The following is a 23,892-nucleotide window of genomic DNA, read 5'->3' as shown; positions in this document are numbered from 1 at the left end:
TGTATTGAACTTCCTTCCCTTATAAATAATACGCTTTTTATTTTTGTGCCTTTACTTTATCTAATACTGCCATAGCAATATTAGAAGAGTGATCCGCAATTCTTTCTAAATTACTTAATACATCAAGATAAATCACGCCAGAGGTTGGCATACACTGTTGTTTATTTAATCTCTCAATATGACTTGCTCTTAAGTTTTTCTCCATGAAATCTACTTGTCCTTCATTTTCTATTACCTTCATGGCTAAACTAGCATCTAGGTTTCTCATAGCAGTTAAAGAATTGACATATGCCCTTAAAGCTAATCCAGCAATTTTGTCTAATTCTTCTAATGCCTTATCAGAAAAAATCAACTGATTGTCTATTTTATATTGTGCTAATTCCGCTATATTTTCTGCATGGTCCCCTACTCTTTCAATATCATTGATGGTATTAAATAAGCCGGTGACAGTCTCACGATTATCTTGAGAGATGTTGGTATTAGATAGTTTTACCAAGTAAGCAGATAATTCTCGTTCTAGTTCATTCACTACCTTTTCCAAGCTTAAGGTTTCATTAAGCTTCTTCTGGTCATTTTTTGCGAAGGCATCCAAGGCATTTTCTAGGGATTCCTTTGCTACATTTCCCATGTGCAGGGTTTCTTTAATAGCACTTGCCGTAGCAATTGAAGGGGTTTCTAAAATACGATTATCTATATATTTTATGCCACGGGTAGTTTCCTCTTCTCCTGGAACAATTTTCTTTGCCGCTCTTACTAGTAAGCCTGAGAAAGGAAGTAAAAGTAAAGTAGTGGTTATATTAAACAATGTATGGGCATTGGCAATTTGTCTTGGTATATCATTCGGCGTTAAATAGGTGATAATCCTATAGGTTGGTCCCTGTAGGAAAGAGATGAATATAAGGGTACCTATAAGATTAAATAAAAAGTGAAAAGCTGCTGCTCGTTTTGCTGTGTTGCTGGCACCTATACTAGAAAGAATAGCAGTAATTGTCGTACCCATATTGATCCCAAATAATATAGGTAACCCTGACTTAATAGGAATCAGTCCCTCCATAGCTAAAGCCAGCAAAATACCGGTAGAAGCGGTACTGCTCTGTACTGCAACGGTAATAGCAAAACCTGCTAATATCGCTAAAAAAGGATGTTCTCCAAAGTTGATTAGCATCTCCCTAAAAGGCTCATATTCTCTTAAAGGTCTTAAAGCATCTCCCATAAGTTTCATACCTATAAAGAGGATGCCAAAACCAATAAAGGCTTCTGCCAGCTGCTTTACTTTTCTGTTCTTACTAAACAACCATACGGCTACCGCAATCCCTACAATGATAGGGGCATATTTTTCAATCTTAAAAGTAATAATTTGAGCTGTAATGGTGGTACCAATATTGGCTCCCATAATTACCCCCACTGCCTGAGTTAATTTCATCATACCAGCATTTACAAAACCTACCACCATAACAGTAGAGGCACTACTACTTTGCACAATAGCGGTAACAACCGCCCCCACTGTAACCGCCATAATTCTGTTGGTGGTCAGCAAGCCAATGATAGATTTTAATTTGTCACCAGCAGCTTTTTGTAGGCCATTACTCATAACATTCATACCATATAAGAATAAACCCAGTCCACCCAACACGCCAAATAAGATTTCCATGAAGATCCTCCCTTTTTTTCTTTGGTTAAGAAAATTCTTTACCTTATGTTTTACGCACATTATAAAATAATATACTATTCCTATTAAATCAATGTTAAATCAGTGTTAAATTTGTGTTAAGTTTCTTAACAGGGATTTAATAGTAATTTAACATATTTCCCGTGTGCTATTATACCAAATACCATTATACATTGCTACAAATTCCTACAAAAAAACAAAAAGAAGTTAAAAAACTTCTTTTTCTTCATCATAATCAGGAAATGGATCTAAATGAACAATAACATCTTTTACATTATTTACCTCTGTTTTAATAATATGTTCCACTTCTTCAGCTACGCAATGCCCATCATAGATGTCCATTGTAGCATCCACACAAACCCTTATGTCTACAAAGACTTTAGAGCCATGCTTCCTCGTTCGAATGTCATTAATGCACTGCACTCTACTCTCTTTCAATATAGATTGTTTTACACTTTCTAATTCTTTTAGCTGGATAGATACATCTATCAACTGCTGGAAACAATCTATAAATATTTCACCACCTACCTTCATCACAACGATTGAAACAATCACACCCGCTAAAGGGTCTAATATGGGAAACCCTAAACGCCCCCCCATTACGCCAATAAATGCTGCTATCGAGGAAAGGGCATCTGAACGATGATGCCATGCATCTGCCATCAAGGCACTGCTGTTCACTTTTTTCCCTATTTTAAATGTGATTTGGTACTGTAACTCCTTTACAAAAATTGAAATAAGTGCTGCATATATGGCAAATTTTCCTGGTACGGTCATATCCTCATGAAGGATGGACATGGCGGAACCTAATCCAATTTTTACACCAGTATAAATTAGTGCTATCGCTAAGAGAAAAGCCGCTATCGTCTCCACTTTTTCATGCCCATATTGGTGATGATCATCTCTAGGTTTTTTTGCTATGGCTATACCAATAATCACACCAATAGAAGTAACGATATCAGAAGCAGAATGTAATCCATCTGCAATTAAAGCTTTGCTTCCTGAAAAATATCCAGCCCCCAATTTCATTAAAACTAAAAACACATTCATAATAATCGTAATAAATATAATATGATTAACTTTGTTCATAAAAAAAGAATTATTTGAATCTAACTTCATCAACCATGCCTCCTAATTATCAAATGAAATTATACAATCATTATATTCACTATAATTATATTTGTAAACCCCATAATTTATAATATTTTTTATAGATTTGTAGTAAATTTTATTATCAATTGAAATTTACTATACTTATCTTTTAAGGCTTTTTAAAAAACTAACTTATGGCTGCTCTTCGCAAGTGATTTTTACAATGAATTTTACTAAACAAAATATACACAAATTTTAGTTTTTATGGTATTCTAATTATAAACTTTTGCCTATAATATATAGGTATTGGTTTATTCCATAGTAAATCATTAAAAATAATAACTATTTAAGGAGGTGAAATCCTGAGACGTAATCTTACATACGAAATCAGGAGATCTTATGTTATTTGAAAAAATCAAAGAAATTATTGCAGAACAATTAGGGGTTAGTGATGTTGAATCTATTACACCAGCTACTTCGCTGATTAACGATTTAGATGCTGACTCATTAGATGCAGTAGAAATTATTATGGCTATCGAAGATGAATTCGGAGTAGAAATTCCCGATGAAGAAGCAGAAGGCTTTAAAAACATTGGAGATATTGTTGAATACGTTGAAAAAAACAAATAAAGGCTTTTTATAAAAAACCACTTGTTATTGTACAATAACAGGTGGTTTTTTATCATTCATTCATTTTATACAACATTTTTTTCTTGGCCAAGTTTCCAAAAGCTAAGTGTGTCATATCCTATAACTAAAGGAGTAAAGAACTCATACAAATCTATATACTAGGGGGTTTTTTTGTGGAAACAATAAAAGAAAATATGAATTATCCTTCAACGGATGATTGTATGCCTTATCCTACTATGCCTATGCCGCCAGGACATATGCCAGCTATGCCTATGCCAGGTATACCCGGACATATGCCAGCCATGCCTATGCCAGGCATGCCAGGACACATGCCGGCTATGCCTCTACCCATGCCGATATGTCCTCCAATGATGCCGGATATGCCTATGCATCCTCACGATTACGAACATATGAAAAAAATGTATTATATGCATATGCACATGGCCTATATGCATAAAGCAGAGGCCTATAAACATAAAATGATGTATTATGAACATCATTATGATGATCGTCATGATCGTCATGATCGTCATGATCGTCACGATTGTTAGTTTATTGAAATAAAAAAAGATAAAATCGGGTAAATCTTTCACCTGATTTTATCTTTTTTTATTGCTTCTATCTATCATGGAATATTTACATCTTGAACAAAGACATTTACCTTGGAGACTTGAATATCTGTCATGGATTCTACAGAACTTTTTACTTTTTCCTGAACTTTTCTTACAATTTCAGGAATAACCGCCCCATAATTTACCACAACCGAGAGATTAATCACCACTTGCGCTTCTTGATTTTGTATTTTCACGCCTTTTTTCGTGCTGCTCTTCTTACTGAAAAGTTCAATAATGCCTCCCGGAAGTCCTCCTTTTATTGATACAATACCTTCCACCTCTTCAGCAGTATGTCGTGCTATTGTCATGAGAATATCATGGGCAATTTTGATTTTTCCCTGTTGACCTATAATTTCCATCGGATCCTTTGACATATTCTTCACCTCTCATTTATAATTTCATTTCCACTGTTGCCGCACTTTTAAGTAAGCATCATAGGTATTGATATTCAAAAAACACTTCATGTCTTTAGAAAACTTTTTTACGGTCTCATCATCAATCGTTTTTACGGAAACCTCGTGAAAAAAGTTGATGATTTTATATTGTTCTGCCTCTAGCATTTTTTTTATAGGATCTTTGCATCGTTTTCCATAGATTGCATGCAGCGGCTGATAATGGCCTTCTACAAAAGGGATTATTACATCTTCATCCTCTAATTGTCTCGTCATATAATCAATTAAGTCTTGATCGATAAAGGGCATATCGCAGGGTACAACAAAGGTATAAGGATTTTTAGCTATAGCTAACCCTGTATAAATACCTACCAAAGAATTTTTTTCCTTGGTAATCATCTTATCCTTTACAAATAGTATATCCTTTAACTTAGAATATTCTTCAGGGTGGTTTGTCACCAAAATAATTTCATCAAAGACCGGACGCAAAGTATCTACGACTATTTCAATCATGGTCTTCTCCCCTAGTTGTAGTAAAGCTTTATTTCTTCCCATTCTAGTACTTCCTCCACCAGCCAATATCACCGCTGATATTCCCTTCTCCTTCATAGCCCATCATCCCCCTTTACAATCTTCACATCCTTTGTTACATTTGGTATGGTTTTTTGATACTTCTTGAAAATTTGCCGCCATATTGATATCTCTAGTCAGGAAGATGATGTCCTCCCCTTCATTAAAGAATACCACATCACAATCTGCGTTATTGCAGATATAATAATTATCTTTTTGTACGAACTTTTCTAAATCCTCCTTTACTACTGGTCTTATCGCCATATAATGTATACTGCCGCTGAGCTTTTTACATAAAGGACATTTCTTTTTTTGTGTGTTGCTTTTCTTATTACATCCGCCACATGCCGCCATACATCTTTCACATCCTTTATACGCGCTGTCTTATTCTCTATTATACTATTTTTTCATAGAATTTATCCTTCGGTGTGTTGCTAAAACCCCCACTTCTAGGTGAACAAATTAAATAACTGCCACAAAAGCTAAAATGCAGATTTTTTCCACATACTCATGAATGGAGTCCGATTTTATTTAATAAGCGGTAGGGCTTTTACAAATTCATAGAAATCCTCGTACTTTCCCCTATAGTCTATTGTATCTGCATTTTCTGATCGCTGTATTTTATAATCCTCTATAAGATAAGTTATACAACCCAATTTTTTTGCTATCATATCTTCTTCCACATCGTTTCCAACCATCATACATTCCTGTGGCTGTCTATTAATTTTTTCTAAAAGTTCTTGATAAAAATGCAAATGAGGTTTACAGAAGTGCATTTCTTCAAAGTTTGTAATAAAAGCAAAGTCATCTTTATTTAGCCCCGCCCATTCAATTCTATGTAATATCGCCTGTTTGGGAAACAATGGATTTGTAGCTACAATTAATTCATATTTTTTTTCTTTTAGCAAAGAGATAGCCTTAACGATATACTCACTTTGTTTTGTAACTTCTTTGATCTTAGGAAAATCATTGGTATAAAAATCTTCAAATAAAGGCATTAACCTATCAGGAGAATGGGTTGTCTTACTATAGAAGTCTTCAAAGAAAGCGTCGGCGTTGGTCTTATCTACTTCCATATTCCTTATCATGTATTCTGTTGATTCCCATAGAAGGTTTTGTAGTTCCTTAAAGGTAAAATAATTTTGAAACTTTTTTCCCAATTCTTCAAAATACTTTTTTATAAAATCCTCCATTTTAAATGGCAGTAATGTTCCATCTAAGTCAAATAATATTGTTTTTAACATAGGATTCTCCCTTCTGTTTCTTTGTTTTACATTTATCGTATATGCTTTCATTATATACAATAAACGTAGATAAAACAATTTTTCATCGTGTTAAAGGACGATTCTTAGCTTATAGTAAAGAAAAAATACGTTAAGTCCTGAGCAAAGCGAGCTTGCAGGGGATCGTATTTTTTCTTAGAGTAAGCTATAGCATTCTTCATGTTCGAAACCGCATGAACGTGTGTTTTGTTAAATTTTATAGTCACATATCTATAAAGACTTTATAAGTTTAAAAGCTAACAAACAAGTAGCAAAAAACAATAGGTTTTCTAGTTTTCCCCCTGTTTTTATCGTAAAGGGAAACTTTATTTTTTTTTGACTGAAGGGATAAAATAACATCACCCCTGCCCTTGTAAACATGTCTCCTACAATGTGAGAAGCCATACTCATGGTAAATAATAGGCTATAGTCTTTATAATCATAAAAAGTAGTGATACTTTTCACAATGATATAATTCAGTAGCACAAAAACGATAGAATGAGACAATCCTCTGTGTTTACTAAGAAGTAGTATCAAAAGAATGATTCCTATTCCCACTAAAGGAGGCTGCTGATAGAAATAAGCTGCTGCTATAAAGCCTATTCCTACCATTCCTTGTGTAAAATTTCTTAATACATGATATCCTTTTTGTGCAAAATCCTTAGCAAATATACTGCCTAATAAAAGAACAAACAAAATACCGTAAAAAATAGGTGTTTCCTGCAAGTAAACAACTGTGAAAACCCCTAATACTATTAAAACCAATAGCCAGAGTTTCTTTATATGATGGGCCTTTAATATACCAAACTTTCCTCCCAGCGAAGAAGTCCCCATATCTAAATCCGGCAAAAGTGCCGCGATAACAATCATTCCTAATGCCATAGTGTCCAAACTACCTCCAATGGCAGAAATGCCTATAAAGGTTGCTGTGAATAATGCTGTGGTTAAACCTAGGGCTATGTGGGTTCTTCCTAACATACGCTCCCTCCTTTATCCGTTGCCTATGATTATTATAATAGGAACATATGTTTTGCGCAACCCTTCTAGCGCTAAGTTTATTCATCTTACTGACTCTTCACTACTTTCCTATTTTATCTGCCTATCATATCCTTCTTCTATTAACATCTGTCTTAGCCAGCACAAGGTTTGCGTAGCAGCAAAGTTTCGTAATTTTTGTCGATCTCCTTTAAAAAACAATTCTTTGGTGTGCAATTTGCCTTTGATAGATAATCCTGCATAAATCAAACCTACTGGTTTTTCTGCTGTTCCTCCTGTTGGTCCAGCAATACCAGTAATAGATATGCCTATGTCCGTATTTCCCATTTTAGCAACCCCTGCTGCCATCTCACCAGCAGTTTCTCTGCTGACAGCACCATAGGTCTGTAATGTCTCTGGTTTTACCCCCAAACGTTGTATCTTGGCTTCATTGCTATAAGTAATCACACCCTCCATAAACACAGAAGATATCCCTGGATAGTTGATGATTTTTGCTGCTAACAACCCTCCACTACAGGATTCTGCAGTAGCTATGGTTAGTTTGTGATCAATAAGCATTTTTCCTACCACTTCCTCAAGAGAAACTTCTCCTTCTCCATAAATATAATTTTGCAACCTGCTGCGCAGTTGTTCTTCTACTGGAAAAATCAGTTTTTCAGCTTCATCCTCATCTTGCGCTTTGGCTGTAATTCTTAAAATCACTTCTCCCTCTTTTGCATAGGGGGCTATGGTAGGATTACTTTGTTTTTCCATAATATCTTCAATCAGTTCCTCCATAGCGCTTTCACCAATACCACAAATTCTTAAAACCTTTGATACCAACGTACCTTCTTGATATTGACTCAAATAAGGCAATACTTGACTCTCTAGCATAGGAATCATCTCTCTAGGAGGTCCTGGTAAAAGAATCATTGTTTTTTTATCTTCCTCTATAATACACCCAGGAGCAGTGCCATTATCATTTTTCACAATGATCGCTCCCTCTGGAAAATAGGCCTGCTTTTTATTGCCTTCTGTAATTGGATGATTGCGCCTTAAAAGGTATTCCTTCATGGCTTCTAAGGAAGCTTCATCTAATTGAAGTTTTTTTTGAAAATATTCTGCTGCTATTTCCTTTGTCAAATCATCTTTTGTAGGTCCTAAACCGCCAGTTGTGATAACAATATCTGCCCTATTAAAGGCAATTTCATAAGCCTTTTTTACCCTATCAGGATTATCTCCAACCACCGTTTGATGGTAAACAAAGATGCCTATGTCCGCTAATCGTCTTGCTATATATTGGGCATTGGTATTTACAATGTCCCCCAATAACAGCTCTGTTCCTACCGCTATAATTTCTGCCTTCATGCTTTCACCTCTTCATTTTTTGTTTTTTTAGTTTCGTCGTAATTTATAAGTACCTTCATTATCTCTTTAAATATATATTTATTTTATTTTAGCACAGTTTAATTATTCTTTGGAGAAAGAATTCTTTAAAATTCAGGCAATGGTAAGCTGATGATCCATGCATCATAAAAACAGCGTGACCCTCTAGGGTCACGCTGTTTTCTAAATTAAACCTTTTTATGCACGAATCTCCAAAGCCTCTTTACGACATACAGTTACGCACAACCCACAGCCTTTACAGCGGCTTTCATTTACTTTTACTTTTTTATCTTCTTTAACATATATAAAGACATTTGGTTCGGGGCAGGCAAATATGCATAGCTTACACCCAGTGCATTTCTCTTTACTTACCTTAGCTGAAACATACATTATTATATTCCCCCTTTTGCACTTAGACCGTTTTTAATGACGTATTGCTTAACAGCAGCAGCAGCGTTTTCCATTACCTTCATATTTTTTTCTACCAATTGAGCAGTTTTTGTATATTTGCTCTTTAATACGTCATCTAGGGCTGCGGTAGTTCCAGAGGCAACAAAGTTGCCGCCGCCGAATCTCTCTTGTATAGATACATTAAGGGATTCATAGGTAACCAAGTCGGCAATGCCCATTAATCCACCCAGCATAGCCATATTGGTGGAAAGCTCAGTTCCTCCTATGTTCGTAGCAATTTGTGTAGCAGGAACAAAGAAGATCTGGGCATCTAGTTCAGCCAGTTTCTCTCCTTCTTCCTGACTAAATTCCAGTGGGGTATCTGCATTGATCAGCACTTTGCCTCCTGACTGTAGACCATCAAAGAAGGGCATAGTATAAGATTTACCCATAGTAATTACATGTGGGTGAAAAATCATAATAATATTGGGAGAAAGAATTTCTCCCCTCTCATAAATCTGTTTTGAGGATATACGTACGTAACTTTCGGCTGGGGCCAGTCTTTTTTCAGCACCAAAGAAGGGGTTAACCGTACTATATTTTCCGTCTTGGGTTGCAGCTGAGCCTAGGATATGGGCAGCAGTAACTACACCTTGCCCACCTAAACCAGACATTCTGATAGAAATTTTATTACTCATTATTTTGTTCCCCCTCCAACCCTTTTAATAATTCCTCTACCTCTGGCGATAAAAATTCACTAGTAACATAGGTTCCGTCCTTTTCTCGAACTTTAATTGTTTCTAAAACATCATGAGGTTTAATCTTGTAATTAGTAGGACAAGGACAAAAAATTTGCATATAACTAGGAGCCGTTTCTCTAGCTGCTAAAATAGCTCGACGTACCATCTTCTCAAATTGTTTAGGTTTGGCAGGGGAGCAAGTAGCCACATAGCCACAACCAGACTTTTTAGCAATTTCTGTTAAAGCTATTTTAGGAAAGTTTTTCCCTTTGGGAGCCATGTTTAAAACAGCTCCTTCTACAGACATACCGCTCTCCTGCCCTCCTGTATTAGCATAAGCTTCATTATCCAGCATAATTGTCGTGATATTTTCTTTACGGAACCAGGAATGCATCACCATATCTAAGCCAATATCAGCTGTTGCTCCATCGCCAGCTATGACAACTACATCCTTTATCTTATCAGGAAATCTAAGCTTTAATGCTCGTTTTAAGCCAGAAGCTACAGCATTCTGATTACCAAATACCGAATGAATATTGTGTACTGCTACCTGCGAAAATGCTAATGCGCTGCATCCAGTAGAACCTACTATGATGGTATCCTCAGGGTTAGGCAGCGAAGCCAGAATGAGTCGCAGGGAAAGGGCCAATCCGCAACCGGCACAAAGTGGATGCTCTTCTATCAATTCTTTAAAAGTTCCCAAATCAGAAACGCCAACGCTTTCACCGAAGGGACCTCGCTCCACTAGTTCCTTATATTCCTGGGGCATGATATCTTCAAAACAGGGAGAAATCTTGATCAAATTTTTGTTCATAGTGAACACCTCCTAATTTCGTCGAGAATTAGTTCAATAGGCATAGTCATTCCTCCGAACACTCTAGGAGCTCCTTGTACCTTACTAGAATCAGTGACTACAGACTTGATTTCTCTAGATAACCAACCTATTCGGTTAAATTCAGGAACGATGACGGCCTTTGCCTTTTGTGTTAATTGTCTTATTTCTTCAGTCGGAAAGGGTCGGATACTCTTTATTTTTATCAAGCCAACATCTAAGCCTTCTTCACGAGCTATGGCTATGGCTTCTCGACTCTGGGAAACAGCGGTTCCAGAAGTAACAATAAGAATATCAGCCTCTTGATTTTCAACTTCCACAAGCCCACCTAAATAGTTATAAATATATTTTCGAGACCTTTCCATAGCTGCCATTGTTTCCTGCTGCCAAGAGGCATGGGCAGCATAGCTGATAAAGTTACTCTTCATCACAAAGGGATCACGCATCTGTCTTATGGGGGCGTTTTCCATGTCCATTACTGGTACTGGTGCACTGTAGGTATCATAAGGAGGAAGTTTAATATCTTCAGGTGCTATCTCTACACTGTCTCTGGTATGCGTCACAAAGAAACCATCAGCAAAAACTCCTACAGGGATATGCACATCGGTTTTCTCAGCAATAACAAAGGCCTTCAGAACCATATCATAGAGATCCTGGGCTGTTTCAGCATGCAGCATAATCATTCCTGTATCTAGCACGAAGGACATTTCAATTGTATCCGGCTGGATCGTGAGGGGAGAATTCACGCCCCTGGTGAGAAAAGCACAGACCACGGGTAATCTAGCGCCAGCCCATGTTGGAAACATTTCAAAAGCCCGCAATGTGCCTGGTCCTCCTGTGGCAGTAAAAACCCGTACACCTCCCATGGCGGCACCAGTGACTGACGACATTACAGCAAATTCGTTTTCGCCGCGGAAATAATCCTTAAGGTATCCTTCTGCATAGATATCTCCTACCAGATGCATACTTTCTGATTGTGGGGTGATAGGATAAGAGACAGCCATATCCACATTGGCCCTCTTAATAGCTTCTTTAACAGCCTCGCTGCCAGTAATAAACTTTTTCTTTCTTTCGGTATTAAAAAATAGGTATTCAGGTTCGACAACCCTCTGGTTCTTCATTTAAGTCCCCCCTTAGCTATTTTAATGATTTCATTAAGTTTTTTTATTTTTAAGAGATCTACATCCCGCAGTGAAATCATAGCATCCTCATGCCCCATCTCTCCACATAGGGCAATCGTATAGCAATCAGTTCCTCCTCGAATGATCTTCAAAGCCAAATTAGCGTAATGACAGTGAACCCCTACAAAAACACAAAGATCTATTTTATTGTGCCAAATGGTTAAGTTGGGGTGATTGGGATTAATTTCTACTTCGGCATCGATCATAGGATATTTAGGACGGTAATCAGGCATCGGGATGATTCTTGCTCCTGCCGATTCTGCTAATTCCTTTACCGCTTCAGCTTTCTCAATCACACCTTCCTTCCAAGCCCACAAAATAAGGGGGCCAGGAAAAAAAACAGGATTCTTAGCTGATAAGATTTTTTCAACTATTTTCTGCATTGCTTCCTCTTCTAAAACTACGTTTCCTTCTACCAAGGCCTCTCCTTTTTCCGGTAGTTCTATCCCCATACAGGCAGCTGCTGGTGGAAGATAGCCTTCTGGTCCCGCCTGTACACGATATAAATTCATAGACATAAGTAACTCCCCCTATTGTTTTATACAAATCCATTGAAATTAGATGGTTCTTAGATAAAATTTTGTTACTTTCTCGGAAACCTCCTTCCACTTTTATCCTAGTATTTAATAGCTATCTGAGCTCTAGGAATGCTAATTTTATCAAAACAAACAACCTAGAAAGTGCTTGATATGATCCTCTTATTACGATGGCATAAATCCATAGTTTTCTATTAAATAACTTGCAGCTGATGCTGTTATAAGTGGTGATAAACCAAATCCTATCAGCACAAAACCTGCAATGAAACCTTTTTTTCTGGGAACCATTTAGCTACTACCGTCATAGGAGGACCATAAACGCTTCCCACCCCTGCACCGATGATCACTCCATAGGTTATGGTTAAAACATAGATATTTTCAGCATATCCCGCTGTTAATTTATAAATTAAATACAACAAAAAAATCCAATAATTATCAGCTTATAAAAAGTTAATAATTATTGGATTACACTACGCCTGGTTTTTCAACCCTTCGCTTGGTCTTCCCTATTTATATACTTAATGTTTTTAAAATCTTTTTTCTAAGTTATCTTCAAGCGTTATCACTATGATTTTTTCACCAGTTTTGGTGCTAACATCGGAGTGTACACTTATAATATTTATGTCGACAACCTTTCTAATGAGAGTTTCTAAATAGCACCTTCCGCTTTCAAAAAGGGTTGTTCTCATCTTCTTAATCAGCTCAACTCCTTGACTGCTCTCTGCCAATTTATGTTCAGATTGACTTAGGAAGCCCTGGAGCCTAATGATGATTAGATCTTGAATAATCAATGTCTTTATTTGCTTTGGTCCTCTACCCATAAATTCTATCTCAAATTTACTTATAGCCTCGCTTATTTTCGCCTCAGCTTGGCCTTTGGTCATTATACCACCTCTTTTCTTGCTTGTGAAAGATTATACCATGTAAAAGTATAAAATTCAATGCCTTTTTTCAAATTATTCAGTCAAATTATTTTAAACGTGTATAGACACGGAGTGATAGGCATGTGAATAGGGCTCTTTTTCCAAGGGTACATGGTTAATTGCTTTTTATTCTTTAATTAGATGCCCAGTCTTACTTTTTTCTCTTGCTCCTCTTTTGATACTTTGAGGGAAGTTGAATACATTACATAATAATTACAATTTAATTAATTTCATTGACAAATCTTCAAGAAATTCATAAAATAGTAGTAAAAATATAAGTATGATTAGGTGAAGGGAGTGTTTCATATGTTGGTAACTAATTTCGAGGTGGAGAATAATTGAATTTTTAATTTTGAGACAACCATAAGCCTAATATGTTTCGGAGGGCACGATTTTGGTTATCGTGTTTTTTTGTTGCCATTTTTAGGGTGAGATGATCCGTGGGTTGTTGGTCCACGGTCTTTTTATGTACTTTTTTAGAAGAAAAGGAGACTAAAATGAGTAAAACGGTTTTAATAACAAATACAAAAAATTGGATAGAACATATTGCAATAACACAATTATATGCATTAGCAGATCTAAGTGGTGTGATTAAAGCTGTTGGGTTGCCTGATCTACATGCTGGCAAATCACCAATTGGTGTTGCAATAATAACAGAAGGAATAATTTACCCATATATCATTGGAAATGATATTGGCTGTGGCATGGGTTTGTTTAATACAGGTATTAAAAAGAAGAAGTTTAGAATGGAGCGTTGGGTAACAAAGCTTAACCATATTTCGGAATTGGCTGATATTGAAGCAATTAACCCCTATGAAGAGCCAAGTCCTATATATGATCTAGGTACCATTGGCTCTGGTAACCATTTTGCGGAGTTTCAGATTTTAGAGGAAGTCTTTGAAAAGAGTGAATTTGAAAAACTTAATATTACTAAGGATGATTTATTACTGTTAGTCCATAGTGGTTCGAGAGGGTATGGACAGAGCATACTCATGGATTATAGTGATCCTCATGGATATTCGGCTAATAGCATTGAAGCAAGAAATTATATTACAAAGCATGAAAATGCATTATTATGGGCAGAACGTAACCGCAGCATAGTGGCAAACAAGTTGATTGATTATCTAGGATATGCACCTCAAGCTAAAGCTGTGATTGACTGTAAACATAATTTTCTAGAGCAAAAAGGCATTTTATTTATTCATCGTAAGGGGACAGTTTCAGCAGAAGTGGGAGCTGTAGTTATACCAGGCTCTAGAGGATCTCTTACTTATATTGTTAGGCCGACGAACAAGATAGAGGAATCGGCATACTCTCTATCTCATGGAGCTGGCAGGAAATGGAACAGAAGCATGTGTAAATCTCGCATCCGTGAAAAGTATAACAAAGATACTATAAGAGAAACAAAGCTGAAAAGCCGCATTGTTTGTCACGATACGGATTTGCTTTTTCAAGAGGCTCCAGAAGCATATAAAAATATTGACACTGTTATTGATAGTCTTTTGGAGTTTGGATTAATTAAAGTTATCGCAACACTTAAGCCAGTACTTACCTATAAGGGGTGATTGAATGTTAATGCAAATTAGCTCAGGAAAAGGCCCAGCTGAATGTGAGTTGGCAGTAGGGAAATTTTTAAAAATTCTCATGAAAGAAATGAAAGATATAAAAATAGTCCAAGAAGTAAAAGGACAATATGTGGATTGTTATAAATCCCTAGTGTTATCCGTTGAAGAGGATGTTAGTGATTTAGAGGGTACTATAAAATGGGTTGCCCAAAGCCCTTTTAGACCAAAGCATAAACGCAAGAACTGGTTTATTGATGTAAGTATGTTCAAAGAACAGGTGAAAATTGATTTTTCTGATAAGGTTGTTCGCTTTGAAACCTTTCGATGTGGAGGAAACGGCGGACAAAATGTTAATAAAGTTGAAACAGGGGCTAGAGCAATTCATACACCTACAGGTCTCACTGTTGTTTGCACAGAAGCTCGCACCCAGCACTTAAACAAAAAACTAGCATTAAACCGCCTAAGTGAGATGATCAGCAAACAAAATTTAGATGCCCAGATACTAGCTAAACAAGTTATGTGGATTCAACACGAATTATTGGAACGTGGCAATCCTATAAGGGTTTATGAAGGATTAACGTTTAAGCGAATAAAATAGTAGCATATGTTATCAGAAAAAAGAAGAGTAGTGATGCATGTAATGATAACCCCGGAAGAATCCGGGGTTTCTCTATCAAGTCACTAATAAATTAATGGGAATTAAGCGTCAATCAAAGCTGCCAATGACATTATGAACTGATGGTTACTTAACCAGTGCTATTCTCAAGATTGGTACTCCTATACAAAACCCACTTTTTCCAGTCCTTTAGCTGTGGTTCAATACTTAGGCCGCTACACCCATCGTATAGCTATATCCAACAACAGGATTATTTGCATGGATCAAGACACTATTACTATAGTCATTAAAGACTACAAAAATAACAATCAGACAAAGACAGTAACTTTAATAGGAGTAGAATTCATCCGTCGGTTTCTAATGCATATCCTTCCAAAGGGATTTGTTAAAATTAGATACTTTGGTATATTAGTTAGCCGCAATAAAAAAACAAAGCTTACATTGTGTAGAAAGCTTGCTCATAGTCCTTTATACAAACCCAAATTCGAAGGACTTAAAACGATTGATATCCTTTGCATTCTTGTAGGTAAGGATGTAACCCTATGTCCCCTATGCAAAAAAGGCAAACTGCTGGGAGTGAGTACTTTATTACCAGAGGCATTACCATAACCATTTTTCAACTGAATACTAATTATGAAAAAGTCTCTTAAGTGGGGAAGGGGAGTCATGCCCTGAATTAAGCCCTAATTAGCTTGGGCCATATTTGCTAATGTGTCATTGATTGAATTGATAATCTGCTTAATACTCAACGAATAATTAGGAGTTAATGAGAGATCACCATATCCATTGTCACCAAGTTCTCCTTTGGGAGATAATTTTCCAATCAGTTCTTGTATTGTCTCTTTATGCTGAGTAATATCATTTATTACTTTTTCAGGATAATTATAATTTGCCGTTATAGCACTTGAGATCATTTCATTAAAGTCCTCGAATTTATAAGATGTTAGATTATATGGAGAAAGCGCAATTAATCCACGAATTGAGTTATCGAGTTGAATACACACTCTCTCCAAAGTAGATAAGTCATAACTTATCATTACATCATCATTTGATATAGAATATGCAATATTATCTAAAATCTTTGAAATATTCGCCAAATGACTGTAAGTGTCGAATAAAAATGACTTTTTTGCATTATTACAATTTACAGCCGATAAAACATTTATAGATATTGATGTAAAGCATATGATTGCAAGTGCAATAAACGGTAATCGTTTTTTCATAACAATCCCCACCCATCTTATAGCCTGCTGAACAAACCGCGTGCTTTGCGGTTTATTTCACGGTAACCGCCGCTGGACTTCAAAAAAAATAGCTATTCTAAGCCGTTTTCTTGAACTCGTTCATTTTGCATATTCTTCTACGCAGTCGGCGTTTTCAGATGCCGACTGCATAGAAAAAAGTCAGTTAGTATGTACTATTTATAGGTTATGGTAGCAATCATATTGATATCCAAAAAACCAGCTTGTACCTGTGCTCGTGCTGTAACGAATAGTACCAGCAACATTAATAAAATGTCCAGAACTACTGAGATAATTATTCTCAGTAGTTGCCACAACGCCTCGGATAATTTTGCCGTCATACCTTTCATACTGTGCATTATATGTGCTATCAAAGTATACTTTATTGTTTATACTTTGATCTGTGTATGGAAACAAATTCTCGAAAACACTATATATCGTATCGGCTGGACCAAAAACCGAGATTGCCGCACGAACTATACTTCCGCTGGCTTTGTAGGCTCTATTGACAGATCTGTCAATAAAAATAGCCTTATCTGTCAGTCCATTAATACCAACAGCATAGTTTTTAAATTCGATCCCAAAACCATAATACAATACAGATAGTGTATCTGAATACGAGTCATATGAGACGATCATTCCATCGTTATATAAGGCTTACATGCTTGCATTCCACTTATCACCAGTTCCAGCATAACTTTGTGTTACGATGTCTACCAATGCAAATTGAGTTAAGTATTCGCCGGTACCGTTAGGTTTACTATACGATACAAAAGAATAAGGTGTGTTTCCCCATGTATTGTCGTGTTTCCAGCCGTTACCTTTAAACATGGATGTATCAATGTTGCTATAATTGCCAAGAGTGGCACTACCATTTTTATTTAGGTCAGCAATAAGCTTAGTCCACCCATTGTATGATGCCGCTACAGGCTGAATACCACTTGTTGAAACAGCCGGCGAAATCGACTCATCTTCGCCAGTCGAAGAGTCCTTGTCAATTAAGTTACCGGCTACACTATACAATTCAATTATCTTTTCCTCAAGAGCCGTGCCTCTCAACTTGTTTTTTTGCGAGTGGTATAGTGCATCAAATATACTGTTGTCAATCGGCGCTTCGAATTGCATTAACTCTTTAGTATCTTTCGTTTGCAGGATGATACGGATGCATGATTTGTCTTTGTCGATTCTTAATTGGACAAAGTGAATGTTGTCGAAATCGCTCATGTCACCCAAAATCAAATTTCCATATGTTGCCGCATTATCAGTTTTTTCGTTTTTATAAAGGTCGCCAGACGACACTAAGTCAATAACTTCACTATCATATGTTAAGATACCCCGGAGTACAAGTTTTCCATCCTTATATGCTAATGTCACACTTGATAATCTGGGGCCAACCTCTCGGCTTGCCATTTGATTTTCGTCGAACAAAGAATCGATTGATGATGCACTTGTACCAACAATCTTATCAACTTTAAAAAGCGTATCTGTGCTTGGAGTTACGGTTTCTGTGTTTACGTTTGAACTAGCCTGATCCTCTTCAGCAAATGCGGTCATTGTCATGCCGGAAGTGAGGGATACCACCATTACCAGGGCTAAGAATACGTTCAAAACACGATTGTTTCTTTTCATGTAATTTCAGCTCCTTTAGTATTTTATTGTTAAAAAATCGTGATTACTTCATGGTACTGATTACTCATCCACCATTCAACAAAAAGAATCGATTCATGGCTTTACTGGCAGAAATGCAGTAGTTAAAACCAGTTTCGCCTAAAACACTTTCCTTTGTAAGCTTTAACTGCCTATGCTGTCTTTTGCAGTTCTTACATTACAATCATGCTCATTCCATCTTTCGTAATTCAAGTTTGTTCGTTGCTGTATTGAAATTAGCAATCATATGATTGCTTTATTTTTCCTAGCCCATTGGAATCACCCTCTCTCATTCTCAATCTGCTATAGTAAGTGTCAAGAAAGATCGTTTCATCTCACTTATGTCTTAAAAGGATAGAATGAGGACAAATAGATACAAAAATTTAAAATCATTTACAGCCGGCGACACACAGAGCCACCAGACCTCGCAAAAATGGATCATTATTCCATAGCGCTTTTTATGCTTTTCATACTAAATTAACTAATATTTTCAAGGAATATAGTATATTTGTAAAACCGGAGACTAACAAATACTTTTTTGCTTGTTAGCCTCTTGATTATTTCCTTTACTCCTAATATATTTATTGCTCGTTTCATATTATAGGCTAAAAAAACAAAAGAAATCTCCACTCTTACTGATTGCATACCTTAAAGTTTCGGTATACTATTGCTTTTGTATTTTCATCAATAGGCTTTTGGCTTCTAGAATAAAGTTTTTCTCCTTTAGGACAAATATAAACATTCTCTTCTTTATCATATTGAAATTTGTCTAGATAAAAGTCGACTTCTCCTGTGGAGTTTGGAAAGACTTGTTTTGAAACATAAGCTATGATATCTTTTTCTTCGCATTTTTTCAAGTCCGTTGCGTTGTAATAACTTTTATCAGCCAGAGCCTTCAGTCTTCTACATCAAATATTTCTTTTGCATTGCCAGCCATTTTACTTAACATACCATGATCTGTTGGATTATTTATGACATCACAGTCTACTACTAACTTATGCTTGCTATCCACCACAGTTTGAACATTGTAACATACATCAATACCATTGTTGTTTACTGCCATTAATCTTGATTCAGGATCTGTTGTTGATATTTCTTTTATATCGCTTTTTTCTATTTCTTCTTTATATTCTTCATACTTCTTTTTTCGTTCTTTCAATTCTTTAATCCTTGCTTGAATTTCTTCCTTAGTTGGTTTATGGGTCTTCAATTCATTTCTATCATTTTCTTCCATTTCTTCCATATATTTTTGTATTTTTTCTTCTAGGTACTTGATCTTACGATTTAAGGTTTTAGTATTAAAATTATTTTTCTTGGAGTTACAGGCCCTAAACTTAGAACCGTCTACAGCTACTACTTCCTTACCGAAAAGATCCCATTCATTTAATAAAGATACGAAGTGTTTAAATACTTGATTTATAGCATTTTTATTGTTTTTTCTAAACTCGCATATGGACCTGTCATCGGGTGTTAATCTTCTTAAGAGCCACATTAACTCTATATTCGTTTGGGCCTGTTTTTCTAATTTTCTTGATGAAGTAATTTTGTTCATATAGCCATAAAGATACAGTTTCAGCAGGTCTTTGGGATTATATCCAGGTCTCCCTTTCTTTTTGGGCACTGCATTTTTAAATCCTATTTCACCTATATCTAATGTTTCAACGAAAGCATCTATGATCCTTACGGGGTTATCTTCTGTAATGTAGTCATCTATATATTCTGGAAAGGCAATTTTGCTTTTCCTATGAATACCTTCTATATATCTCATAATATCACCATCCTTACTACTATTATAGGCGATTTTATGCATACAATATCAAAATTGCCTTATCCAATTATTGGACTTTTAGCGCAACCTGCCGTCCCTTCGCTTCTTTTTTAAACTTTCCAAGGGCTGTTATAAATATTTTTTAGTCACCATTTTTAGGAGAATCTCGAGAAGTCTTGTTCATAAAAACTCCTCCTTTGCGTTATTTAAGAACTTTTTTATAAAATCTTAGTTTTTAAAAACATTTTCCATAATTTACCTAAATTATAACATAACCTATGATAGTGCAAAAAAGCTTCAAAAATTTTACAGTTGAATAAAATGAAAAAACATTTATGCAAAATCCTGTTATAATTAAGTTCTCACACAAAACATAACAAGGAGATATGCATAAATGTTTCAGAACTCAATTATATCAAATGAGCTATCCATATACAATTTTTTTAAAAAATTAAAATTTGATTTATACCTGACTAAGCCTCAACTCAAACACCTAGAAAACACCATGAATGCTATGGTTTTAAAAGGATACAACGGGAAAACATCTGATATAGCTATGCTTACTTCTCCAAAGCATAGAACTAGTATTTCAAGGTTTTTTTCTCAGAGTAAATGGAAAGAGGAACTATTAATGAACTCTTTAAAATTGGCAGTTATAGAGCTTATTTGGAGCAAGTCAAAGGAAACAAATAAACCCGTATACATGATTATTGATGATACAGTTTCTGAAAAAACTAAGCCCTCGTCAAAGGCTAAAAATATTATTGAAAAATGCTCTTTTCATAATTCTCATTTAAAAAGAAAAACTGTATATGGACATCAATTAGTGGTAGCTTTGCTTTCCTGTGATGGTTTAGTCTTACCCTATGCTATAAAAATTTACGATAAGGAGAAAATGAGCAAAATAGATATTGCTATAGACTTCATTTCCTCTTTACCAAAACCCATTAACAAAGGCTATGTGCTATGTGATAGCTGGTATAGCTGTAAAGCTATTTTTACAGCATCCCTTAAAGTCGGATATAGTTACATTGGAGCACTTAAAACCAACAGAGTCATCTACCCAAAAGGTCATGAGAGATTAGGGGCTAAACTACATAAGTTTGCTGCTGGCTTAGATAAAGATTCCTTTGACCTCGTCACAGTTAAAGGTGAAAAATACTATATTTACAACTATATTGGCAACTTAAATGATATGAAAAAGGTGTCCATAACATTAAGTTATCCAGAAAAGTCCCTTCATAAAGAAGGTGCTTTGAAAGCATTTATATCCCTAGACATATCTTTAAAGCCTTTGGATATTTTAACTCAATATACGGATAGATGGGTCATTGAGCCGTTTTTTAGAGACTGTAAAAATTACTTAGGACTAGATAGCTATCAAGTTAGAAGCCAAAGAAGTATTAATAGGTATCTTGTAGTAATGCTCTTAGCGTATACTTACTGTAAACTTTACTCTAAAGAAATCTTTCACTTTAATACTGGTCTAAAGCTAGCTCAAAAGGATTTGAAAAAATCTCAGGTTATTTGGATTTACTCTGCTGCAACCCAAGGTAAACCTATTGAAAAAATTTTTGAGGAGCTAAAAATAGCCTAGGAATTTATTTGCTTATTTAACTGTAAAATTTTTGAAGCAAAAATGCACTATTATAGACATAACATTATTACCCAAACAACCCTTTTGGCATAAGTGGTTGTTAAAATGGCATAACTGGTAGTTGAAAAAGAAAATTCTAAAGATATCATAAAAACGAAACTTAGTTCAAGGGGAGTTTTTATTCTCCCTAAATTGTAGGGGGTGCTTCGAGAATGTAGCCCTTTTATCCCTTTAATGTATAAAGAAAACCAATAGCTTATCTATTGGTTTTCTTTATACATTAGCGTTAATTTAATTCATAATTTGTCGCCCTGAATACATCAAAGCGGAGTCGAAGGATTTTATACCCCAAAGGAATACATTTAAATATCTTTACTACAGTAAAGAATAACACTTTTTTGTTTTCTCCAGTCATAATTATTATTAATCGAAAGTTCTCGCGCTTACATTAATTGTTATACGGCACTTTATTTCAGTTTAAATTAGGCCAAAAAAGTCAAATTAAATGTTCCTTAGATTATTAAGGAAGCTAAAAGAACTTAATGCAGGAAAAGGATTTTGATGTATATATCTTATCACTGTTAATAAATAATCATCTTTCTCTACTTTCTCACTTTTAAATCTATCTTGAAATAAATGTCCTGTGGTTTTATATTTCCAATTATAATACCATACATAACTTACTCCAATTCTCTTCATAGTTACTGATAATTCTTCACTACCTTCTTCTAAAAGTAGATGTGCATGGTTGCCCATCAAGCACCACCCATGCACCTTCATTTTGGTGTTGTTCTTATATTTTTCAAATGTCTCAAGAAATCTTATTCTATCTTCATCATCATGGAAGATCTCTTGCCTGTTAGCACCTCTTATTATGATATGATATATCCTAGTCTCACTTTTTTCTCTTGCTTCTCTTGGCATATTCATCACCATCATTCTTTTTGTTTACATTTTACCACACAAATAAATTAATTGGAAACAAAAGAACCGTCCCCTTGCTTACTTTCCCTTGCTTCTTTGCTTCCCTTTGTAAAGTTTAATCTTTCATATAAACCATACCACTTCCTAAAAACTCATCACGAACTCTCCATTGTACAAATTTTGCAGCAATCCATGTGTGATTATCTTTTCCATCTTCATGAATTTCATAGTCTCTTGTGCTCCAGAAAAAGACATTATTATCAAAATAGAGATGAGCAGTAACTATATCTGTGAATTGATCTTTTTCTTCTGGTTTAATGTTTATCTGAATAACGTCTCTAAATTCTATTTCAATAACCGCAGGGTTTTCCCATTGTCGTTGAAATAAAAATCTTGCTACTGGACTATTACACTCATACATAGATAAATCTTCTCGGATATAACTACCCGAAGAAAAACACATTTCTTTCAAATAACTGTCATGAAAATTACCAAATATGTCATTTAAATAATCAACGTCGGATTTTGACTCAATTACTTTCCAGCTCATTTTCCTCGCTACTCCTCTCAAACTAAGGTATTCTAGGACCATGTTCATGTGGCCATTCAGGGTGCGTTTTAGAATTACCATGATTAGTATAATCTAAATCCCTAATCTGATTTCCATCTGGGCCAAACCAGCGTCGCCTTACCACATTTCCATTTTTATCCAATATGTCAACAGAAGAATTCGGCTCACCCTTCATCGGATTACCTGTTGTTGTAGAATGATTATCAGAAGGCTTATTATCATAAGTATTACCTTTATTCGATGTGACCGTATCTCCTTCTGGTGCTGGTTTACTCCCCCCCTCAGTATTTCCACTAGTCTGCTTCTGAGTATTGACTCTCACCGCCAAGTTATCGCCATGCTGGGCACACCAACAGAAAAGCCCGATTAAACCGGACTTTTCTAACTCTTAAAAATATAAATCAATACACATCTAATCTAGATACATCAAACTCAATGTATTCCCCTTCAGATATGTCACTTGGTATTTTTCCATCTTCTAAACATAATTTAATGTTACCAATAAGCACTATTTTATCGTCTTTATTTATAAATAAACCTCTTATTGAGTATCCATAAGAATTTTTGTTCTTCTTCGCATATGGAATTTGTTCAAATGCTAACACAACATTAGAAACATCAAAGCAATAAATGGGTTCAATTAATTCTTCACCTAGTTTATTTCTAAAAGGGTGAGAAAAACACAGCAATTCAAAAGAATTGTCAGATACTACTACTTCTGCCTCTTGTGATTCTTCGTCAATCCAGTTCACAGATTTAATAAACATTGCT

General features: G+C 35.5%; 29 protein-coding genes and 1 pseudogene. 6 read left to right on the top strand and 24 right to left on the bottom strand.

Annotated features, from left to right (window positions below):
• Positions 1 to 37: 37 nt before the first annotated feature.
• Positions 38 to 1,651 (bottom strand): Na/Pi cotransporter family protein, encoded by a 1,614-nt coding sequence (locus BJL90_RS09130; RefSeq protein ID WP_070966887.1) that lies wholly within the window; start codon positions 1,649 to 1,651, stop codon positions 38 to 40.
• Positions 1,652 to 1,876: 225 nt separating this feature from the next.
• Positions 1,877 to 2,788, bottom strand: a complete 912-nt coding sequence (locus BJL90_RS09125; protein ID WP_081561919.1) for a cation diffusion facilitator family transporter — start codon at positions 2,786 to 2,788, stop codon at positions 1,877 to 1,879.
• 372 nt (positions 2,789 to 3,160) lie between these two features.
• On the opposite strand from BJL90_RS09125, the gene acpP reads away from it, so the two are divergent.
• Together acpP and BJL90_RS22535 are read left to right on the top strand one after the other, a co-directional pair.
• Positions 3,161 to 3,391, top strand: coding sequence for an acyl carrier protein (gene acpP, locus BJL90_RS09120; protein ID WP_070966884.1), 231 nt, complete (start codon positions 3,161 to 3,163; stop codon positions 3,389 to 3,391).
• A 173-nt stretch (positions 3,392 to 3,564) separates the two neighbouring features.
• Positions 3,565 to 3,942 (top strand): hypothetical protein, encoded by a 378-nt coding sequence (locus tag BJL90_RS22535; protein WP_070966882.1) that lies wholly within the window; start codon positions 3,565 to 3,567, stop codon positions 3,940 to 3,942.
• A gap of 74 nt (positions 3,943 to 4,016) precedes the next feature.
• Here the strand turns inward: BJL90_RS22535 and BJL90_RS09110 are convergent, their stop codons facing one another.
• The 13 genes from BJL90_RS09110 to BJL90_RS09055 all read right to left on the bottom strand — a co-directional run bounded on the left by BJL90_RS09110 (position 4,017) and on the right by BJL90_RS09055 (position 13,153).
• Entirely contained in the window at positions 4,017 to 4,379 is a 363-nt protein-coding gene (locus BJL90_RS09110; RefSeq protein WP_070966879.1) for an Asp23/Gls24 family envelope stress response protein, read from the bottom strand.
• A 24-nt stretch (positions 4,380 to 4,403) separates the two neighbouring features.
• Positions 4,404 to 5,006 carry a molybdenum cofactor guanylyltransferase gene (gene mobA / locus BJL90_RS09105; RefSeq protein ID WP_070966878.1) on the bottom strand — a complete coding sequence of 201 codons (603 nt, stop codon included), beginning with the start codon at positions 5,004 to 5,006 and terminating at the stop codon, positions 4,404 to 4,406.
• Between the two features lie 6 nt (positions 5,007 to 5,012).
• Positions 5,013 to 5,321: a hypothetical protein gene (locus tag BJL90_RS09100; RefSeq protein WP_070966875.1), complete on the bottom strand. Its 309-nt coding sequence runs from the start codon at positions 5,319 to 5,321 to the stop codon at positions 5,013 to 5,015.
• A gap of 173 nt (positions 5,322 to 5,494) precedes the next feature.
• Positions 5,495 to 6,211, bottom strand: coding sequence for an HAD family hydrolase (locus BJL90_RS09095; protein ID WP_070966872.1), 717 nt, complete (start codon positions 6,209 to 6,211; stop codon positions 5,495 to 5,497).
• A 249-nt stretch (positions 6,212 to 6,460) separates the two neighbouring features.
• Positions 6,461 to 7,207, bottom strand: coding sequence for a metal-dependent hydrolase (locus tag BJL90_RS09090; RefSeq protein ID WP_070966869.1), 747 nt, complete (start codon positions 7,205 to 7,207; stop codon positions 6,461 to 6,463).
• A 108-nt stretch (positions 7,208 to 7,315) separates the two neighbouring features.
• Positions 7,316 to 8,572 (bottom strand): competence/damage-inducible protein A, encoded by a 1,257-nt coding sequence (locus BJL90_RS09085; RefSeq protein WP_070966865.1) that lies wholly within the window; start codon positions 8,570 to 8,572, stop codon positions 7,316 to 7,318.
• A 216-nt stretch (positions 8,573 to 8,788) separates the two neighbouring features.
• Positions 8,789 to 8,980 carry a 4Fe-4S binding protein gene (locus BJL90_RS09080; RefSeq protein WP_070966863.1) on the bottom strand — a complete coding sequence of 64 codons (192 nt, stop codon included), beginning with the start codon at positions 8,978 to 8,980 and terminating at the stop codon, positions 8,789 to 8,791.
• 2 nt (positions 8,981 to 8,982) lie between these two features.
• Positions 8,983 to 9,678: a 2-oxoacid:acceptor oxidoreductase family protein gene (locus BJL90_RS09075; protein WP_070966861.1), complete on the bottom strand. Its 696-nt coding sequence runs from the start codon at positions 9,676 to 9,678 to the stop codon at positions 8,983 to 8,985.
• A complete protein-coding gene (locus tag BJL90_RS09070; RefSeq protein WP_070966859.1) occupies positions 9,671 to 10,534 on the bottom strand; it encodes a thiamine pyrophosphate-dependent enzyme in 864 nt (287 codons plus the stop codon). Before BJL90_RS09070 ends, BJL90_RS09075 begins: the two co-directional genes overlap by 8 nt.
• On the bottom strand, positions 10,531 to 11,673 hold the full coding sequence (locus BJL90_RS09065) for a transketolase C-terminal domain-containing protein (RefSeq protein ID WP_070966856.1): 1,143 nt from the start codon (positions 11,671 to 11,673) through the stop codon (positions 10,531 to 10,533). Before BJL90_RS09065 ends, BJL90_RS09070 begins: the two co-directional genes overlap by 4 nt.
• On the bottom strand, positions 11,670 to 12,251 hold the full coding sequence (locus tag BJL90_RS09060; RefSeq protein ID WP_070966853.1) for a carbon monoxide dehydrogenase beta subunit family protein: 582 nt from the start codon (positions 12,249 to 12,251) through the stop codon (positions 11,670 to 11,672). Before BJL90_RS09060 ends, BJL90_RS09065 begins: the two co-directional genes overlap by 4 nt.
• A 263-nt stretch (positions 12,252 to 12,514) precedes the next feature.
• Positions 12,515 to 12,685 (bottom strand): hypothetical protein, encoded by a 171-nt coding sequence (locus tag BJL90_RS21880; RefSeq protein ID WP_205684284.1) that lies wholly within the window; start codon positions 12,683 to 12,685, stop codon positions 12,515 to 12,517.
• A 111-nt stretch (positions 12,686 to 12,796) separates the two neighbouring features.
• Positions 12,797 to 13,153 (bottom strand): Na-translocating system protein MpsC family protein, encoded by a 357-nt coding sequence (locus BJL90_RS09055; protein ID WP_070966849.1) that lies wholly within the window; start codon positions 13,151 to 13,153, stop codon positions 12,797 to 12,799.
• Between the two features lie 536 nt (positions 13,154 to 13,689).
• On the opposite strand from BJL90_RS09055, the gene BJL90_RS09050 reads away from it, so the two are divergent.
• The 3 genes and pseudogenes from BJL90_RS09050 to BJL90_RS09040 form a co-directional block, all read left to right on the top strand.
• Positions 13,690 to 14,757, top strand: a complete 1,068-nt coding sequence (locus tag BJL90_RS09050; RefSeq protein WP_070966846.1) for an RNA ligase RtcB family protein — start codon at positions 13,690 to 13,692, stop codon at positions 14,755 to 14,757.
• A gap of 4 nt (positions 14,758 to 14,761) precedes the next feature.
• On the top strand, positions 14,762 to 15,355 hold the full coding sequence (gene prfH, locus BJL90_RS09045) for a peptide chain release factor H (RefSeq protein ID WP_070966843.1): 594 nt from the start codon (positions 14,762 to 14,764) through the stop codon (positions 15,353 to 15,355).
• 156 nt (positions 15,356 to 15,511) lie between these two features.
• Positions 15,512 to 15,982: pseudogene (locus BJL90_RS09040) on the top strand (IS91 family transposase); the annotation flags it as partial.
• 74 nt (positions 15,983 to 16,056) lie between these two features.
• Here BJL90_RS09040 and BJL90_RS09035 read toward each other — a convergent pair.
• From BJL90_RS09035 to BJL90_RS09015, 5 genes are all read right to left on the bottom strand, one after another.
• Entirely contained in the window at positions 16,057 to 16,596 is a 540-nt protein-coding gene (locus tag BJL90_RS09035; RefSeq protein ID WP_070966840.1) for a hypothetical protein, read from the bottom strand.
• A 198-nt stretch (positions 16,597 to 16,794) separates the two neighbouring features.
• Positions 16,795 to 17,253, bottom strand: a complete 459-nt coding sequence (locus tag BJL90_RS09030) for a hypothetical protein (protein WP_070966837.1) — start codon at positions 17,251 to 17,253, stop codon at positions 16,795 to 16,797.
• An 18-nt stretch (positions 17,254 to 17,271) separates the two neighbouring features.
• The gene (locus BJL90_RS09025) at positions 17,272 to 18,243 is read right to left on the bottom strand and encodes a hypothetical protein (RefSeq protein WP_070966834.1); all 972 of its coding nucleotides are present in this window, start codon (positions 18,241 to 18,243) and stop codon (positions 17,272 to 17,274) included.
• A 650-nt stretch (positions 18,244 to 18,893) separates the two neighbouring features.
• Positions 18,894 to 19,118, bottom strand: a complete 225-nt coding sequence (locus tag BJL90_RS09020) for a hypothetical protein (protein ID WP_070966831.1) — start codon at positions 19,116 to 19,118, stop codon at positions 18,894 to 18,896.
• 38 nt (positions 19,119 to 19,156) lie between these two features.
• Positions 19,157 to 20,029: a transposase gene (locus BJL90_RS09015; protein ID WP_070966829.1), complete on the bottom strand. Its 873-nt coding sequence runs from the start codon at positions 20,027 to 20,029 to the stop codon at positions 19,157 to 19,159.
• 394 nt (positions 20,030 to 20,423) lie between these two features.
• Between BJL90_RS09015 and BJL90_RS09010 the strand changes: the two genes are divergently transcribed.
• Positions 20,424 to 21,626 (top strand): IS701 family transposase, encoded by a 1,203-nt coding sequence (locus BJL90_RS09010; RefSeq protein ID WP_070966826.1) that lies wholly within the window; start codon positions 20,424 to 20,426, stop codon positions 21,624 to 21,626.
• Positions 21,627 to 22,127: 501 nt separating this feature from the next.
• On the opposite strand, the gene BJL90_RS09005 is transcribed toward BJL90_RS09010, so the two are convergent.
• From BJL90_RS09005 to BJL90_RS08990, 4 genes are all read right to left on the bottom strand, one after another.
• Complete coding sequence (locus BJL90_RS09005) at positions 22,128 to 22,556, bottom strand: transposase (protein ID WP_236905052.1); 429 nt, start codon at positions 22,554 to 22,556, stop codon at positions 22,128 to 22,130.
• A 109-nt stretch (positions 22,557 to 22,665) separates the two neighbouring features.
• Entirely contained in the window at positions 22,666 to 23,100 is a 435-nt protein-coding gene (locus BJL90_RS09000) for a hypothetical protein (protein WP_070966823.1), read from the bottom strand.
• A gap of 22 nt (positions 23,101 to 23,122) precedes the next feature.
• Complete coding sequence (locus tag BJL90_RS08995; RefSeq protein ID WP_070966821.1) at positions 23,123 to 23,449, bottom strand: hypothetical protein; 327 nt, start codon at positions 23,447 to 23,449, stop codon at positions 23,123 to 23,125.
• A gap of 73 nt (positions 23,450 to 23,522) precedes the next feature.
• Positions 23,523 to 23,888, bottom strand: coding sequence for a hypothetical protein (locus tag BJL90_RS08990; RefSeq protein WP_070966818.1), 366 nt, complete (start codon positions 23,886 to 23,888; stop codon positions 23,523 to 23,525).
• Positions 23,889 to 23,892: the final 4 nt, after the last annotated feature.

The sequence above is a fragment of the Clostridium formicaceticum genome (assembly GCF_001854185.1).
In the GTDB taxonomy this organism is placed as follows: domain Bacteria; phylum Bacillota; class Clostridia; order Peptostreptococcales; family Natronincolaceae; genus Andreesenella; species Andreesenella formicacetica.
This window is presented reverse-complemented; position numbering and strand designations above follow the sequence as displayed.